This window comes from Gilliamella sp. W8126, from assembly GCF_016102185.1.
Classification (GTDB): domain Bacteria; phylum Pseudomonadota; class Gammaproteobacteria; order Enterobacterales; family Orbaceae; genus Gilliamella; species Gilliamella apis_A.
The window spans coordinates 437,213-452,314 of the sequence record NZ_JACFPE010000001.1 but is presented as its reverse complement, the minus strand read 5'-3'; the positions used below and the strand labels follow the sequence as shown (position 1 = coordinate 452,314).

Sequence of the window (15,102 nt, the reverse complement as noted above, 5' to 3'; positions counted from 1 at the left end):
TAAAGTATGCTTATTATTTAAATACTTTTATCTAATCCCATTTGCCAGAAACCAGTTTCAAGTTTAGTTGCTTGCCTGAATAATTTTGTTAAATGTTCAATGCGACTAGCATCTAAATTTACTAAGCGCTGATCAATCCACGCAATTTCATTTTGCATTGTTTGTTGGAATTCCTTACTAGCATACATGTTAACCCAACTGTTATATCTATTGTTGTTAGCATCATACCAATGTTGTTTGGTTAGCCAATCAGCAATCATACTGTAACCAATTAAACAAGGCGCTAATACAATATGCAAATCTAATATATCCCCATGTAATCCGACATCCAATACATAACCCGTATATTCACTATTTGCTTTGGCTTCAGTTAATAGGTTAAGTTCGTTCTCAGTTATTTGCCACTTTTTACAATATTCAATATGTAAGTCTAGTTCAACTTCAACAATTGCTTTCAAGCTATTTAAAGATTGTTTGATTTCAATCAGATCATGACTTTTATACACTGCTAATCCCCATGCTCGGGAAAAATTGATAAGGAAAAGATAATCTTGTTTTAAGTAGTGTTGAAAGCAGGCAATATCTAATGTACCTTTACCTAATTGTTGAATAAACTCATGTTGAATATAGTTATCCCAATCACTTTGGCATGATTGAATAAGTGAATAAAATGATGACATGATGACTCCTTTTTATAAAAATTAGTAATTAAGGAGTACAACAGACTTGCAGAAAAGCGTGTTTTATACTCCCTTCGTCGGTACTAACCGAATCAGGTTCAACGGGTATAATCTCAGCCTAAGGCACCCCGGATAAATATAGATGAATAATAGCTCAGAAAATAAATAACAATTTTTGTAAAAATAATAGTTTATTAACCGTTACTATTTATTCAAATATTCTTCATTAATTAACCGATAGATCTTCTATAACTGTAGCTAATAATCAGTAATTATTCTGTCTTCGAGTCAATTTGCTGATTATCTTCTGAAGATGGCGCTACTATTTCTTGTTGAGAAGATTTCTCTAATTCAGCTTTTTCGGCTTGCTGATTAGAAATTGAAGACTCTTGTTGTTTTGCTTCAGTTGTTACCGAATTATCTTGTGAACGAATATATACAATCTTTTGTTGACCTCGGTCACACGATCCGACAATTTTACCTGCAACGCCTTGCTCAGCTTGTTCTGATGGAACTAAATTTAATTGAAAACTGTTTTCATCAACACCATTGTTTTTGATTTTCTCAGCGATACTGGCACTAATTTCTTCACAATTAGAAGCAGCGGCAACCATTGGAAGACCTAACAATAAAACCACGACTAACTTTTTCATACCCTTTCCTATAAATTATAAATAATAAGTCTTGTTGCATTGTAAAACGATTGATAAAACTTTCCATATCGTTATAAGCAATATGATAAATAAATTTTATCAGTTTATTAATGAAGTTAGCGCAAGATTCTAACCGATTAATCTTGCTTATGCTGGCTTTCAAGTACTTTCAATTTATCTAAAACCCAACAGCGAATATCGGCTAATTCAGTTTCAGACAATCGATTAACAAAATCTCTTTTTTCATGAAGTTGTTTACGATCTTCATCAGTCAAAACAACCCCTTTTAAATTTAATAATACTTCTTTACGGTACATAGAATAGATAAAATCTTTTATCAAATCGTCAGAAAGATTAATGTTAGTCATTTTGATTTCCTTATTTTATATCTTTAACGCTCATACGATTAAGTCGACATCTAAATTAATAACATCACCACTTAATATAAAAGAGTATTAAAAAATAAACTCTGTTTAATAAACAGCCGGATCTCCAATATAATCGAATCGCAAATAGATGACAATGATTGAATCAAATAACACAAACTAAAACTTTTTCATTTATTCAAAACTAACTTGTGAATTATTCACTTAATTATTTGATAAGTATTTAACAAACCTGTTGATAACTCTATAACAAATTGATATTTATGAATTTAATTTCAAGGTTAAAATTTAATCTGCAATATAAAAACCTATTTTTGAAAATAAATACTCTATATTTGTCAATAGAAATCATCTAACAATTTGATAAAATTTTGATAAAAAAATACAGCATAAGGTTTAAATTATGCTGTATTGAAATAATACAAAGAAGTATAACAATATATTTACAATGCCGTAAAAAACGCAATTAAACCAAACAAAACACCAGGGGAATTAGCTATAGCAATCGGCCAATCTTTTTTAGGTTGTAATAATCCATAACAAACCCATAATGAACAGTTAATTGCTGCTGCTAATGGTTGAGTTGGATTGGTTTTAAAACCATGAAGATTGTCGATAATTTGTGGGATATATGACACATACATGCCTAATGATGCAATCGTTGCAACGACGCCTAAATAATGGAAAGCTTTAGGGGAAAGATTCAAGATCAACCTGCCTGCTTAAATGTGAATGGAGAAATTAATCTATCATAGATAATCAGCGAATTAAACCTTGTGCTACCTAGCTTTTAGACAATTTTATGTAAATAAAATGATAAAAAATAACTGGCAAAATTAGTAATATTTTGAAAATAAAAAATAAAAAAATTTACTTTGGTTTGCCAAATTGCTTTGCTGAATTTTTTTGCTTTTATATTATCGTTAAGCTTAACAAGCAATGTACAAAAACTGATTACGACAGTAGCAGTATTAACAACTGAGTAAGGTTAGCATGACAAACATGGATGTTTGACAAGGCTGTGTTTTGTCAGGAATAAATAACAGTACAGCAGGAAATTTGCGCCTAAAACAGGGAAATGACGATAAATAGTCACTTATCTAGAGGTATTTAGGTCTAAATATAACCCCTAATGCCTCAAAAAAGCGCGGTTAGGAATTTAGTTTAAGTGAAGATTTATCGTACAAAGGCCACAATAAAAATCAAAGTGTTTTATACATATGGTAATTTATCAGTACCTGATTTTTTCTGTATATTTTGTTAGCTCGCTTTATTATAAAACCCCATTTTTGGAAAATTGGCATGGCCACTTTTGATGCATCTACACTTAATTGTGAAAAATTTTTCTGGTGGGCCAAATCGAGCACATGGTTATAGAGTTTTCTAGCTACGCCTCGTTTTTGAAAGTCAGGATGCACGTAAAAACAGTCTATGTAACCATCATCTTTAAGTTCAATAAATCCCGCAAGGCGTGAGCCAAAGATAGCTATCCAAGGCTGAGTGTTATCTAAACGTTTTAGCCACATCTGATAATCTGGTGGTGTTGGGCACCATGCTTCTTGCTCTGCTTTGCTATAAATATCGGTATCAATAGCATGAATAGTCGAATGAAACAAATCGCATATTTCAATGGCATAGAGTGAAGAGTATGCTTTTATTTCAATTTTAGATGTAGAATTATCCAATGTGTTTCCTATTTTCATTATGATTTACTTCAACAACTTCATTATCGCCAACATTGACAAGACTGGCTGTAGTTGGTAAAGAGGGTTTGCGCAAACCCTCTTTGCTCGGACGTAATCGCCATACAGAACTAGTCATAATATAATAAAACGTCCACAACTAAAACAACTAAGGTGGTTAATTAGTTATAAAAGACGAGTTTGTTTGGTCTCTTTGCCAAGCAATAATATTGCTAAAATAGCAACCAGAATTGATAAACTAAATAGCGCAAATATCATGCTTACACCAACTTGGTTAGCCATTAAGAATCCAACCATTAATGGACCTAATATGCCACCAATTCGACCAATAGATGCAGCCATACCAGCACCGGTAGCACGAATATTGGTGCTATATTGTTCTGGTGTATAAGCATACATTGCTCCCCATGCTCCTAAATTGAAAAATGATAATAATGCTCCACTGATAAGCAATTGGTTAATTGAGTCAGCAATACCAAATAAATAAGCACTGATTAAAGTACCCAATAAATATGCTATTAATACCCATTTACGCCCTACTCGTTCAATCAACCACGCAACTGTAAAATAGCCGGGTAATTGGGCTAAGGTCATCATGAGAATATAACCAAAGCTTTTTACCATATCAAAGCCTTTAAGCATCATTACGCTTGGTAACCATAAGAACATGCCATAGTATGAAAATACTACACAAAACCATACTATCCATAACATTATCGTTTGACGTCGGAATGAGTTTGATAATAGTGATTGTATTTTTTTGATAACTGGCTCTGTTTGAGCATGGCTATTTTGATGTTGATACGATTGTGAGTCCGGTAAATTAAAGCGTAAGTAAAGCGCGTAAAAAGCTGGTATTGCACATAATATCATTGCGCCACGCCAACCAACGGCAGGCAGAGGAATTAGAAAATAAGCAATTAGCGCAGCTAAAATCCAACCTACAGCCCAAAAGCTTTCAAGTAATACCACAATGCGCCCGCGTACTTCAGGCTCAACACTTTCACTAACTAGCGTCGATGCAACGGGTAATTCACCGCCTAGCCCCATACCAATGAAGAATCGTAAAACGAATAAACTACCTAACCCCCAAGCAAAAGCACTTAAGCCACTGGCAATACTAAACATTAATAAAGTGAATAGAAAAGCTGATTTGCGACCTTTTTTATCAGCATAAATACCAAATAAAAAGGCACCAACAGCCATACCAATTGAATTAACACTGCCAATCCAACCAAGTTGTGATGGTGTTAATCCCCAATCTTGCTTTAAAGCAGCTAATATAAAAGATAATAATCCAACATCCATTGCATCAAAAAGCCAGCCAGTGCCGGCAATAAGCAATAATTTATTGGTAGATAATAATGCGGTTTTAGAACTTTCCATAATCAATAATTTAACGCAGATTTTAGTATGTGTGATCAAAGCAATTTTTTTTCAAAATGTCCATAACTTAATCGGATAGAACCCACATTATCGCCAAAGTCAGTACCTTGCGAAACAATAATATGTTTTGACAACAATTGATTTAATATTGTCAGTTCTTGTGCAGCATTATTAACTGGTAAATGAGCATATAAATGAAAACCTCCGGTTGGGACTCGGTAAATAACATCACCATTAAAATAATCATCAAGCCAATCCATTAATTGATTAGCTTTATTCTGCAATTGTTGGCGGAGCCATTTTTGATGTGTTTGATAATGGTGACTTAAATATTCCTCAGCTAATAGTTGCGGTAAAATACTTAAGCCAGAGTCAATATGATGCCGGATATTGGCTAATTTTTCGATAATTTCACTTGGTGCTATCATCCAACCAATACGTATATTACGGCCGATATATTTGGATAAAGATCCTAAATAGACCACTTGATTACTTACATCAAATTTTTTAATCGGTAAAATATTGGTCTTTTCATCAAAAGCTAATCCACTATAGGCATCATCTTCAACAATACCAATACATTGTTTTCGACAAAATGCCAGTACCTGCTTCTTGCGCTGATTACTCATCACACAACCAATTGGATTTTGAAAGATAGGATTTAGAAATAACCATTTTATTTGTCGCTCTAAGGTAACTTTTTGTAAACTCTCTAAAGTAATACCCTCTTCATCACATTCAATACCGTATAAACGCAATCCTGCAGCTTGAAATAATGGTAATGAATAAAAATATGATGGTGATTCAATACCTATCGCATCGCCAGGTTTTAATAATCCTTGGGTAATCAAAAAAAGAGATTGTTGAGTGCCTGAGGTAATAAGAATTTGTTCGGTATCAACCACCATAGCAAATTGTTTCTTCATATAATGCGCAATTTGCTGCTTAAGCGAAGGAAGCCCTAATTGCAACATGTCGCTTTTCTTTTCGTAAGCAACCATTTCATGGGAAGTAATATTTGGTAATATTAATTTAGGGATCATATTAGTGGGCAAGTCACCATTAGCTAAATCACAAATATGATCCATTTGATGCCGAACCTGTGCCACTTTTTGGTGATATACATTTTGACGATGATGATAAAAATTGGCTGGCAATCGCCAATTAATAGTCGAATAAGCTTGCAGCCCCCACTTTTGTTCATTAACAAAAGTCCCACAGCCCTGCTTTCGCACTAATATACCTCGTTCAGTCAAACTATCTAGCGCATGCACAATAGTTGAACGGTTAACTTGTAGATCTTTGGCTAAATTACGCTCAGATGGTAATCGTTCACCGGCTATTAATACTCCTTGTTCGATATAGTTCTCAATCAATTGCGTGACTTTTTTAAATAATGCGCCATTAAAAAGGCTCAATTTTTGTTTATTCCACATCTTTTATTTTTTAAGTTTTCTAGAACTTATTACCTTAAAAGCAAAATTGGATGGGTTAATTATAGTCCAATTGGCTGTTTATTGCAGTGATTTAATTTTGAATAATAGTCCTGACATTAGACAACTAACATTAATTAATCAGGAGTAGCAATGAAACAACATACTGGTACACAAACTGTAAAACGCGGAATGGCACAAATGCAAAAAGGCGGCGTGATAATGGATGTCGTCAATGCCGAACAAGCAAAAATCGCTGAACAAGCGGGTGCCGTAGCTGTTATGGCTTTAGAACGTGTTCCTTCCGATATTCGTGCTGCTGGTGGCGTCGCAAGAATGGCCGATCCGACCATTGTTGAAGAAGTAATGAAAGCAGTAACAATTCCTGTTATGGCCAAAGCAAGAATTGGCCATATTGTTGAAGCACGTATTTTAGAATCAATGGGGGTGGATTATATTGATGAAAGTGAAGTGTTGACTCCTGCTGATGAACAATATCACTTATTGAAAGATGAATTCACTGTGCCTTTTGTCTGTGGCTGTCGAGATTTGGGAGAAGCATTACGCCGAATTGGTGAAGGTGCATCTATGTTACGAACCAAAGGTGAGCCAGGAACAGGCAATATTGTTGAAGCGGTTAGACATATGCGCCGTGTCAATGAACAAATTCGTTTAGTCGTTGGTAAATCAAAGGATGAACTCATGACATTTGCCAAAGAAATTGGCGCGCCATATGAATTAGTATTACAAATTAAACAACTTGGTAAATTACCAGTCGTAAACTTTGCTGCCGGTGGTGTAGCCACACCAGCTGATGCTGCATTAATGATGCAACTTGGTGCTGATGGTGTATTTGTCGGTTCAGGTATTTTTAAATCACAAAATCCAGAAAAATTTGCCAAAGCGATTGTTCAAGCAACAACTTATTTTGATGATTATCCAAGATTAGCTGAATTATCCAAAGGATTGGGTGAAGCAATGAAAGGGATTGAAATCAGTAAATTAACCGAATCAGAAAGAATGCAAGATCGAGGCTGGTAATGACAACAATTGCCAACTTAAAAGCTAACAAAATCATTGGGGTGCTTAATTTACAAGGTGCCGTAACTGAACATTTAAACATACTTGCTAGCATTGATTTTGTGTGCCCTATTGCAGTTAAAAAAACCGAACAATTGCGTCAACTTGATGGCTTAATTATTCCGGGAGGTGAATCAACAGCAATAAGTCGTTTAATTAGACAAAATGATTTATTCGAACCAATCCAAGCATTTGCTAAACAAGGTAAAGGTATTTTTGGCACCTGCGCTGGATTAGTACTTTGTGGCACTGAAACGAGTCATAATGAGGTTGAACAACTGGGACTAATAGATATTATTGTTGAAAGAAATGGCTTTGGGCGGCAAATAAATAGCTTCGAAACACTGTTAGATATTGCACCTATCGGTCAGCAAATTCCGGCGGTATTTATTCGTGCCCCCTATATTGCCAAAGCAGGTAAACAAGTAAAACAACTCGCTTTTGTTGATAATCATTGTGTAATGGCGGAACAAGATAATATTTTGGTATGTTCATTCCACCCAGAACTAACTACTGATAACCGCATAATGCGCTATTTTGTTGAAAAATGTTAATGCTTAAAATATAGTCCATTTTTAAACTATAAAAATGGCAAATTTTAGTAATATTTGATTATTGGCACTAATTATTAGTGCCATTTTTTTGTCTTAAAAACCTCGTTCCTCAAATTTTTTATTCGGTGAATTTCGGACTTTTTGTTGTTTGGTGATTAGTTCTATATGGCGTTTACGTCCGAGTAAAGAGGGTTTACGCGAACCCTCTTTACCAACTCTCGCGGCGACTACGCAAATGGTCACTGCGTGACTGCCTTCCGCCTGCGTTCGCTTTAACGCACCAGCTGTGATTTGTTCCTGACAAACACCAGCCTTGCCAAACATCACTGTTTGCCATGCTAATCTCTCTCAGTTATCAGCACATTGCTAATGTCGCTAAATGAAGTATTCCAGTCTGATTTGCTAGAAATAAACTTTTATGTTCAGAGCTAGCTGATTTTAGTTTTATAACCAATGTCAGTGAAATTGTGGCTAGATTTAGGCTTTAAAAACCCTCTCCTCAACTTTTTTGTTTTTTTAGTTTCGGACGTTTTGTTGTTTGGTCACTATTTCTATACTGCGATTACGTCCGAGTAAAGAGGGTTTGCGCGAACCCTCTTTACCAACTCCCGCGGCGACCACGCAAATGGTCACTTCGTGACTGCCTTCCGCCTGCGTTCGCTTTAACGCACCAGCTGTGATTTGTTCCTGACAAAACACAGCCTTGCCAAACATCCCTGTTTGCCATGCTAATCTCTCTCAGTTGTCAGCACATTGCTAATGTCGCTTAGATGAAGTATTCCAGTCTGATTTGCTAGAAATAAACTTTTATATTTAGAGCTAACTGATCTTAGTTTTAAAGCCAATTTCAGTGAAATTGTGGCTAGATTTAGGCTTTAAAAAACCCCGTTCCTCATATTTTTTGCTTTTTTAGTTTCGGACGTTTTGTTGTTTTGCAGTTATTTCTATTCGGCGATTACGTCCGAGTAAAGAGGGTTTGCGCGAACCTTCTTTACAAACTCCCGCGGCGACCACGCAAGTGGTCACTATGTGACAGCCTTCCGCCTGCGTTCGCTTTTAACGCACCGGCTGTATTTGTTCCTGACAAAACACAGCCTTGCCAAACATCCCTGTTTGCCATGCTAACCTCACTCAGTTGTCAGCATATTGCTAATGTCGCTTAGATGAAGTATTCCAGTCTGATTTGCTAGAAATAAACTTTTATGTTCAGAGCTAGCTGATTTTAGTTTTATAACCAATGTCAGTGAAATTGTGGCTAGATTTAGGCTTTAAAAACCCCGTTCCTCAAATTTTTGTGCTTTTGTTGAATTATGCTGATCATTTAGCTATCTATAGCTTATTTTAAATTTGCATGTAAAATGCGGTAATAATACGACTATAAATAATACAAGGAAATTAATCATGATGACAGGTAACTGCTTATGTGGCGAAATTGTCTATCAACTAAATAGTGATATCAAAGCGATTGTTTTTTGTCACTGTTCACGTTGTCGCAAACAAACCGGTTCAGCCTTTAATTCTGCCACACTCATTAACAAGGAAGATTTAACTTTTATCAAAGGGGAAGAAAATATAAAAGTTTTTTCTAACTTAGGTGTCAACCGTCATTTTTGTGGTAATTGTGGTTCACATCTATTTTCTAGTCGTGATAATGATAATAGTACTTACCGATTACGTATTGGATTGATTAATGAGCCAATTAATGCTGAAAAGCGTATACACATTTATATGGGTTCAAAAGCCAATTGGGATACTATTTGTGATGGTGATACTGAATATGAGGAAAATATCCCATCCAAGTTGTGATAACTCATTTTTGATTTAAGTTATTAGTGGGTTTTAGTTTGTGATTAGATAATGATTATGCTAAAACCTAACATACCATTTATCAAATTAATGATTTTTCAGATCTTCGTCTCGTTGCCAATAGCTTTTGTGCGCAAAACCAATCAGATTATTGGTCATCTTAATTTCTTGCAATCGTAGTGACCAAATCGGTGCTTTCATAACTCTTGCAAAAGGAAAGGCGGAATAATAAAGCTTATAAGCATTGCTAGCTTCATTATCAATGAGTTGTTCAGCTATAGCGCTAAATTGAATACCTTGAATTTTAGTTATCGATTTTGGATTAATACTTATAGTACCAGCAACATTTGGATTCTGTAGCATTGCTTGTGCATGCTTAGTTTTCAATTCCGATAAGAAATATAAACACCAATTCTCTTTGTCAAATACATAGAAGACATTACATGCCCATGGCTGGCTTTTAGCCAATATCACACATAAATTTAGTACATGTTGTTGCTGGATAAATTGCGCTATTTTAAACTCGTTTGTCTTCATGATATTACTTTTTATTCAGGCTTTTGATTAAGATTCCTATCTTCACCCCAGCGAGGTAAACAAGGTACATCAATATCAAACAGATCGAGCGCTCTAGCAACACTATGAGTAATAATATCATCAACACTTTCAATGTGTTGATATAGGGCAGGAACTGGTGGAAAAATAATCCCTCCCATTAAAGTCACTGCCTCCATGTTTTTGATATGACCTAAGTGTAATGGCGCTTCTCGCGTCATTAAAACTAATCGACGACGCTCTTTCAATACCACATCTGCTGCTCGAGTAAGTAAATTATCTGACAAACTATTCGCTATAGCTGCAAGTGTTCGCATTGAACATGGTGCAACTAACATTCCCATTGTTTTAAATGAGCCACTCGCTATCGCTGCACCAATATTATCGATCGCATATATAACATCAGCTAACCCTTGCAATTGCGTTAATTGTGATTTCGAATGCTCATAATGACCGGTAATTTTTGCCGCTTTTGAGATCACTAGATGTGTCTGAATATCCATTGGTTTTAATAGTTCTAAAGCTTTGATACCATAAGCAAAGCCTGTAGCACCACTTATTCCAATTACTATCCTTTTCGCAGCCATATTTATTCCTGTTATTTAATTGAATCCGAAAATTTGTTGATTAGTGTAGCTTAGAATAACATATTATAGATAATAATATTTTGAATCGACAGGATGATTAAAACTTTCTTTGAACAAGAAAAGATACCGCCAACAAAATTGTTAGCGGTATTTGTGAATGACTTATTCTTTTGCCATAGGCTCTTCAACTACTTTGGTCTGTTTGTTTCCTTGAATAGCCTTTATTTTAGCATCATAGTTTGCCACTTCTTCTTTATTTGACAATAGGCTATAAGTTAAAATAAATTCTGTACTTTTGCCCGCACCCAATTGAGGCACACGTTTTTGCTCACGCTCAATTGTAACTGGATAAGCAAAACTTGTTCCTGGTTCAATACCAGTTACATAGCCTTGTTTAAGCGTATCAGTATTTTTCCATAATGTCAGTACAGGTAATTGTTGAGTATTAAAAGCAATTCCAACCCCTTTATCACTTGCATTATTCGTCAACATAACTTGAGTCTGATTATTTGCATCTGAATAAGGGAAAATGTTATAAACCATTTCATCAAAGCCTTTGGTTGGCCCTTGATAAGTTTGCCAATTTTTCAAACCAGTTGCTGCATATTCATTGAAAGGTGAAATTTCTTTAACTGGTGCAACAAATTTAGCCCCTTGTTCTAAAATTGGCGTACCGAAATTGCTGTGATAAATAATTTGATAATCACGATCATAATCACTTAAATTAGTCAGGATATCATGTACGGTAAATTCTTTGCTGCCAGGAACATGTCGGATAGTAACCCAAGTTTCAAAATTGCTCTTCTTAAAAGTATTTTCTTTGATTAATCCCCTTATAGTAATCGTAAAAGGAGCTTGATCTTCAACCTCAACAAATAATTTTGACACAGGAGTATTTTGTGCACGACCATGAAGTGTATACATCATACCATCAGCTTGCACAGCATGCCCTGTCCATTCGAAACCACAACGAACCATCATTTCGTTAAAGCCATCTAGCCAACCTGCACCACCACGACTTTCTAAATTCATATATTTAGGATTAACAATCTCTTTAACCGGAGAGTCCCAACCTAAGCGAATCCCATTACCTTCAACGTTTACGATACCTAAACCACGAGTTGGGCTTAAATTAATTGTTAAGCCTTCACTCTTAATCGTTAATAGTTCAGATCCCTCTTGCTTCCCACCTTTGAGAATTACATTTTCAATAGTAAAAGAAGGTGCATCTGGACTAATATTTTTGTTTGATATTTGCCAATCACCTTTTTGAATTACTCTATCTCCATCGGTAATTACATAATCTTTTGCACTGGCGGAAGATGAAACTAAACCTAGTAAAATAGCTAATGATGTATTTTTAATTTTCATGAGATTAATTCCTTATAATAATTTAATATTTTTGCACATCAAAATATGAGCATTATTTTCTGATGCTAGAATATTTATCCAAATGCACAAGTAAATTTAATGATTTGGTCTTACCTGTCCAGCTTTCCAGTGTTTTCGACAAACTGAATGATACTCGCTATCACCAAGATGTATCGAATTTCCAAATTTCACTATTTGCCCATTTTCTCCCTCTAAAAGGATCATGGTGGCTTTTTTACCACACCAGCAAACCGTTTTAAGTTCTCTATAATTATCAGCAATTTCTAATAGGGTTTTCGAACCTTCAAATAAATGCCCCATGTAATCTGTTTTTAAACCAAAAAACATCATAGGAACACCGTATTCATCACAAACATCAGATAATTTCCAGATGGTATTAGATGATAAGAACTGACTTTCATCAATTAAAATACAAGCGTAATTATTTTGTTTGATGTGCTCAATTATGCCATCCACTGTACTATCGTCAAGTTGTAATGCTTTTTTACGTAAGCCAAGCCGAGATACAATTTCAACAGCGGAATCTCGAGTATCAACCGAAGATTTAAGCAATAATGTTTGCATATTATTACTTAAGTAGTTATGGTCGATTTGCAGTAATTCGGTAGATTTTCCGGCGTTCATTACGCCATAAATATAATAAATTTTCGACAAAATTAGCGTCTCAAAAAGTTAAATATTTATTCCCTGTGTTAGGAAATAAAAGGTAAGTTATTCAACTTACCCTTTAGATTAATTAATACTATTTTGCTTTACCTTGGTTCGCTACCGCAGCTTGTTTAGCGGCGATTTCATCAGCATTACCTAAGTAATAGTGTTTAACAACTTTCATGTTGTCATCAAATTCATAAACTAGTGGCACACCAGTTGGGATATTTAGATCGATAATATCATCATCACTGATGTTATCTAAATGCTTAACTAGTGCACGAAGTGAGTTACCGTGAGCAGCAATAATTACACGTTCACCTTTAGCAACACGAGGAGCAATAGTTGATTCCCAATAAGGAAGAACACGTTTAATCGTTAAAGCTAAGCTTTCAGTTAAAGGTAATTCAGATTCTGGTAATTTGCTATAACGTGAGTCATGCCCTGGGAAACGCTCATCAGATTTTTCAAGTGCAGGAGGAGTAATCGCAAAACCACGACGCCATAATTTAACTTGCTCATCACCATATTTAGCAGCAGTTTCAGCTTTATTTAGACCTTGTAGCGCACCATAATGGCGTTCATTTAATTTCCAGCTTTTTTCAACCGGTAACCATGCTTGATCAACTGCATCTAAAACGTGCCATAATGTGTGAATTGCACGTTTTAAAACAGAAGTATAAGCATAATCAAATTCGAAACCTTCTTGTTTTAATAATTGACCCGCTTCTGCTGCTTCTTTGTTACCTTTGTCAGATAAATCAACATCAGTCCAACCACAAAAACGGTTTTCTTGATTCCAAACGCTTTCTCCGTGACGAATAAGAACTAATTTTTTTACTGCCATGAATATAACTCCTTAAGTTACGTAAAATAAAATTGTTAAATCAAATTGGTTTGCAATAAAACACCTGATTAATTAGTCATAAGCCTCTATATTAATATAAAATACCGATTATTTTGTCGGTAAGTATTTTAACGGATCGACTGATTGTGCTTTATAACGAATTTCAAAATGTAATCTTACTGATGAAGTTCCTGTAGCCCCCATGGTAGCAATTTGTTCACCAGCACGAACATTTTGTTGTTCTTTAACTAAAATGGTTTGGTTATGTGCATACGCTGTCAAATAGTCATCGTTATGTTTTATAATAATTAAATTACCATAACCAGGTAATGCATTACCTGAATAAACCACTCGGCCATTAGCCGCAGCAACGACTTTAGCACCTAAATTACCTGAGATATCAATCCCTTTGCTAGCATTAGAAAATTTTTCAATAATTTTACCTTGTGCAGGCCATTGCCATACAATATTAGCTACGTTAGATGTAGTTGGTAGTTTAGTTGGCACTGCAGTATCAACTGGTTCAGTTACCGTTTCCGTAGTTTGAATCGTATTGGTTGGTTTATTTTTACCAGAAGTTGTAGTTGTAGTTGTTGTAACTGTCGTTACAACCGGTTTAGTTTTAGTCGTGGTATTGGTTACTGAACCGTTATTGTTATTATTTGTTGTGACAACAGGCATAGTAGAGGTGGTTTTTTTAGTTTCAACCACTGTTGTACCACCACTAACATCCAATACTTGCCCCACATTTACAGCAAATGGTTCTTTAATGTTATTTTTGGCTGCCAATGCTCTATAATCATTACCTGTTACCCAAGCGATATAAAAAAGTGTATCACCTCGTTTAACTGTATAAGTATCACCTTGATAACCACCTTTAGGTATATCATTGTAGTCACGATTGTAAACAATACGTTCATTGGAGGTAACCACACTTTGGCTATCTCTAGTGCTATTGTTATTGGCTGTAACTGGCGAGCGAGATGTTGTTGGTGTTGATGATGAATAAATTTGTGACGAAGAACGAGTCCCAGTAGAAATATTCGCCGGTGGTTTTGAATATACCGACGAAGTAGAACAACTGGAAGAGTCAGAAATATCTTCAATTTGAGCTGGATTAGTTTGTGTACATGCGGCGATCATCAAACTTAAACAACTTAATGTGAGAATTTTTTTCACAATAACACCTTTCATTAATTTATATTATATTATTTTGTTATGCACATTTTAACTTTTTTACAACAAAAAGCTATTATATTAATTACTTGTAAAGTAAATCAATAAAATCACTGGCAAAAATGTACAATTCTTGATTTAAAAGTTATTAATACATCTCATTTGATGGCTAATTGTTCACAGAATATATAAATAATTCCCGCATTCTAAATAACC

General features: G+C 35.0%; 19 protein-coding genes and 1 riboswitch. Of the genes, 3 read left to right on the top strand and 16 right to left on the bottom strand.

Annotated elements, in window-relative coordinates; translation table 11 throughout:
* Positions 1-17: 17 nt before the first annotated feature.
* The 8 genes from tenA to H3S74_RS02045 all read right to left on the bottom strand — a co-directional run bounded on the left by tenA (position 18) and on the right by H3S74_RS02045 (position 6,244).
* Positions 18-680 carry a thiaminase II gene (gene tenA / locus H3S74_RS02080; protein WP_198247113.1) on the bottom strand — a complete coding sequence of 221 codons (663 nt, stop codon included), beginning with the start codon at positions 678-680 and terminating at the stop codon, positions 18-20.
* A 51-nt stretch (positions 681-731) separates the two neighbouring features.
* Positions 732-821: riboswitch (TPP riboswitch) on the bottom strand.
* A 131-nt stretch (positions 822-952) separates the two neighbouring features.
* The gene (locus tag H3S74_RS02075) at positions 953-1,333 is read right to left on the bottom strand and encodes a DUF1161 domain-containing protein (protein ID WP_198199658.1); all 381 of its coding nucleotides are present in this window, start codon (positions 1,331-1,333) and stop codon (positions 953-955) included.
* Between the two features lie 137 nt (positions 1,334-1,470).
* Positions 1,471-1,701 (bottom strand): hypothetical protein, encoded by a 231-nt coding sequence (locus H3S74_RS02070; protein WP_110448084.1) that lies wholly within the window; start codon positions 1,699-1,701, stop codon positions 1,471-1,473.
* Between the two features lie 461 nt (positions 1,702-2,162).
* Positions 2,163-2,426, bottom strand: coding sequence for a SemiSWEET family transporter (locus H3S74_RS02065; protein ID WP_034903376.1), 264 nt, complete (start codon positions 2,424-2,426; stop codon positions 2,163-2,165).
* Positions 2,427-2,921: 495 nt separating this feature from the next.
* Positions 2,922-3,404: a GNAT family N-acetyltransferase gene (locus H3S74_RS02060; RefSeq protein WP_198199656.1), complete on the bottom strand. Its 483-nt coding sequence runs from the start codon at positions 3,402-3,404 to the stop codon at positions 2,922-2,924.
* Positions 3,397-3,540: a hypothetical protein gene (locus tag H3S74_RS02055; protein ID WP_181414678.1), complete on the bottom strand. Its 144-nt coding sequence runs from the start codon at positions 3,538-3,540 to the stop codon at positions 3,397-3,399. Before H3S74_RS02055 ends, H3S74_RS02060 begins: the two co-directional genes overlap by 8 nt.
* Before the next feature lie 47 nt (positions 3,541-3,587).
* Positions 3,588-4,808, bottom strand: coding sequence for an MFS transporter (locus H3S74_RS02050; RefSeq protein WP_198199654.1), 1,221 nt, complete (start codon positions 4,806-4,808; stop codon positions 3,588-3,590).
* A gap of 35 nt (positions 4,809-4,843) precedes the next feature.
* Complete coding sequence (locus tag H3S74_RS02045) at positions 4,844-6,244, bottom strand: PLP-dependent aminotransferase family protein (protein ID WP_198199652.1); 1,401 nt, start codon at positions 6,242-6,244, stop codon at positions 4,844-4,846.
* Positions 6,245-6,394: 150 nt separating this feature from the next.
* Between H3S74_RS02045 and pdxS the strand changes: the two genes are divergently transcribed.
* Both pdxS and pdxT read left to right on the top strand, forming a co-directional pair.
* Complete coding sequence (gene pdxS, locus H3S74_RS02040) at positions 6,395-7,282, top strand: pyridoxal 5'-phosphate synthase lyase subunit PdxS (protein WP_086363324.1); 888 nt, start codon at positions 6,395-6,397, stop codon at positions 7,280-7,282.
* The gene (gene pdxT, locus H3S74_RS02035; protein WP_198247111.1) at positions 7,282-7,875 is read left to right on the top strand and encodes a pyridoxal 5'-phosphate synthase glutaminase subunit PdxT; all 594 of its coding nucleotides are present in this window, start codon (positions 7,282-7,284) and stop codon (positions 7,873-7,875) included. Before pdxS ends, pdxT begins: the two co-directional genes overlap by 1 nt.
* 93 nt (positions 7,876-7,968) lie before the next feature.
* Here pdxT and H3S74_RS02030 read toward each other — a convergent pair whose 3' ends face one another.
* Together H3S74_RS02030 and H3S74_RS12520 are read right to left on the bottom strand one after the other, a co-directional pair.
* A complete protein-coding gene (locus H3S74_RS02030) occupies positions 7,969-8,199 on the bottom strand; it encodes a hypothetical protein (protein ID WP_198247110.1) in 231 nt (76 codons plus the stop codon).
* Between the two features lie 667 nt (positions 8,200-8,866).
* Positions 8,867-8,995, bottom strand: coding sequence for a hypothetical protein (locus H3S74_RS12520; protein ID WP_255518840.1), 129 nt, complete (start codon positions 8,993-8,995; stop codon positions 8,867-8,869).
* Positions 8,996-9,276: 281 nt separating this feature from the next.
* Here H3S74_RS12520 and H3S74_RS02025 point away from each other — a divergent pair, with 281 nt between their 5' ends.
* Positions 9,277-9,681, top strand: coding sequence for a GFA family protein (locus H3S74_RS02025; protein WP_110448089.1), 405 nt, complete (start codon positions 9,277-9,279; stop codon positions 9,679-9,681).
* An 87-nt stretch (positions 9,682-9,768) separates the two neighbouring features.
* Here H3S74_RS02025 and H3S74_RS02020 read toward each other — a convergent pair whose 3' ends face one another.
* The 6 genes from H3S74_RS02020 to nlpD all read right to left on the bottom strand — a co-directional run bounded on the left by H3S74_RS02020 (position 9,769) and on the right by nlpD (position 14,904).
* Positions 9,769-10,218, bottom strand: coding sequence for a pyridoxamine 5'-phosphate oxidase family protein (locus H3S74_RS02020; RefSeq protein WP_198247109.1), 450 nt, complete (start codon positions 10,216-10,218; stop codon positions 9,769-9,771).
* A gap of 11 nt (positions 10,219-10,229) precedes the next feature.
* Positions 10,230-10,823 carry a UbiX family flavin prenyltransferase gene (locus tag H3S74_RS02015; RefSeq protein WP_198247108.1) on the bottom strand — a complete coding sequence of 198 codons (594 nt, stop codon included), beginning with the start codon at positions 10,821-10,823 and terminating at the stop codon, positions 10,230-10,232.
* Between the two features lie 162 nt (positions 10,824-10,985).
* The gene (locus H3S74_RS02010; protein ID WP_198247107.1) at positions 10,986-12,194 is read right to left on the bottom strand and encodes an aldose 1-epimerase family protein; all 1,209 of its coding nucleotides are present in this window, start codon (positions 12,192-12,194) and stop codon (positions 10,986-10,988) included.
* A 96-nt stretch (positions 12,195-12,290) separates the two neighbouring features.
* Positions 12,291-12,869 (bottom strand): thymidine kinase, encoded by a 579-nt coding sequence (locus tag H3S74_RS02005; protein ID WP_198247106.1) that lies wholly within the window; start codon positions 12,867-12,869, stop codon positions 12,291-12,293.
* Positions 12,870-12,957: 88 nt separating this feature from the next.
* Positions 12,958-13,710: a 2,3-diphosphoglycerate-dependent phosphoglycerate mutase gene (gene gpmA / locus H3S74_RS02000; RefSeq protein WP_034902210.1), complete on the bottom strand. Its 753-nt coding sequence runs from the start codon at positions 13,708-13,710 to the stop codon at positions 12,958-12,960.
* Positions 13,711-13,818: 108 nt separating this feature from the next.
* Positions 13,819-14,904, bottom strand: coding sequence for a murein hydrolase activator NlpD (gene nlpD / locus H3S74_RS01995; RefSeq protein WP_110448094.1), 1,086 nt, complete (start codon positions 14,902-14,904; stop codon positions 13,819-13,821).
* Positions 14,905-15,102: the final 198 nt, after the last annotated feature.

Coding starts and splice junctions, on each gene's coding strand:
- tenA (WP_198247113.1), bottom strand. CDS start 680: ATGTCATCATTTTATTCACTTATTCAATCATGCCAAAGTGATTGGGAT.
- H3S74_RS02075 (WP_198199658.1), bottom strand. CDS start 1,333: ATGAAAAAGTTAGTCGTGGTTTTATTGTTAGGTCTTCCAATGGTTGCC.
- H3S74_RS02070 (WP_110448084.1), bottom strand. CDS start 1,701: ATGACTAACATTAATCTTTCTGACGATTTGATAAAAGATTTTATCTAT.
- H3S74_RS02055 (WP_181414678.1), bottom strand. CDS start 3,540: ATGACTAGTTCTGTATGGCGATTACGTCCGAGCAAAGAGGGTTTGCGC.
- H3S74_RS02050 (WP_198199654.1), bottom strand. CDS start 4,808: ATGGAAAGTTCTAAAACCGCATTATTATCTACCAATAAATTATTGCTT.
- H3S74_RS02045 (WP_198199652.1), bottom strand. CDS start 6,244: ATGTGGAATAAACAAAAATTGAGCCTTTTTAATGGCGCATTATTTAAA.
- pdxS (WP_086363324.1), top strand. CDS start 6,395: ATGAAACAACATACTGGTACACAAACTGTAAAACGCGGAATGGCACAA.
- pdxT (WP_198247111.1), top strand. CDS start 7,282: ATGACAACAATTGCCAACTTAAAAGCTAACAAAATCATTGGGGTGCTT.
- H3S74_RS02030 (WP_198247110.1), bottom strand. CDS start 8,199: ATGTTTGGCAAGGCTGGTGTTTGTCAGGAACAAATCACAGCTGGTGCG.
- H3S74_RS12520 (WP_255518840.1), bottom strand. CDS start 8,995: ATGGCAAACAGGGATGTTTGGCAAGGCTGTGTTTTGTCAGGAACAAAT.
- H3S74_RS02025 (WP_110448089.1), top strand. CDS start 9,277: ATGATGACAGGTAACTGCTTATGTGGCGAAATTGTCTATCAACTAAAT.
- H3S74_RS02020 (WP_198247109.1), bottom strand. CDS start 10,218: ATGAAGACAAACGAGTTTAAAATAGCGCAATTTATCCAGCAACAACAT.
- H3S74_RS02015 (WP_198247108.1), bottom strand. CDS start 10,823: ATGGCTGCGAAAAGGATAGTAATTGGAATAAGTGGTGCTACAGGCTTT.
- H3S74_RS02010 (WP_198247107.1), bottom strand. CDS start 12,194: ATGAAAATTAAAAATACATCATTAGCTATTTTACTAGGTTTAGTTTCA.
- gpmA (WP_034902210.1), bottom strand. CDS start 13,710: ATGGCAGTAAAAAAATTAGTTCTTATTCGTCACGGAGAAAGCGTTTGG.
- nlpD (WP_110448094.1), bottom strand. CDS start 14,904: ATGAAAGGTGTTATTGTGAAAAAAATTCTCACATTAAGTTGTTTAAGT.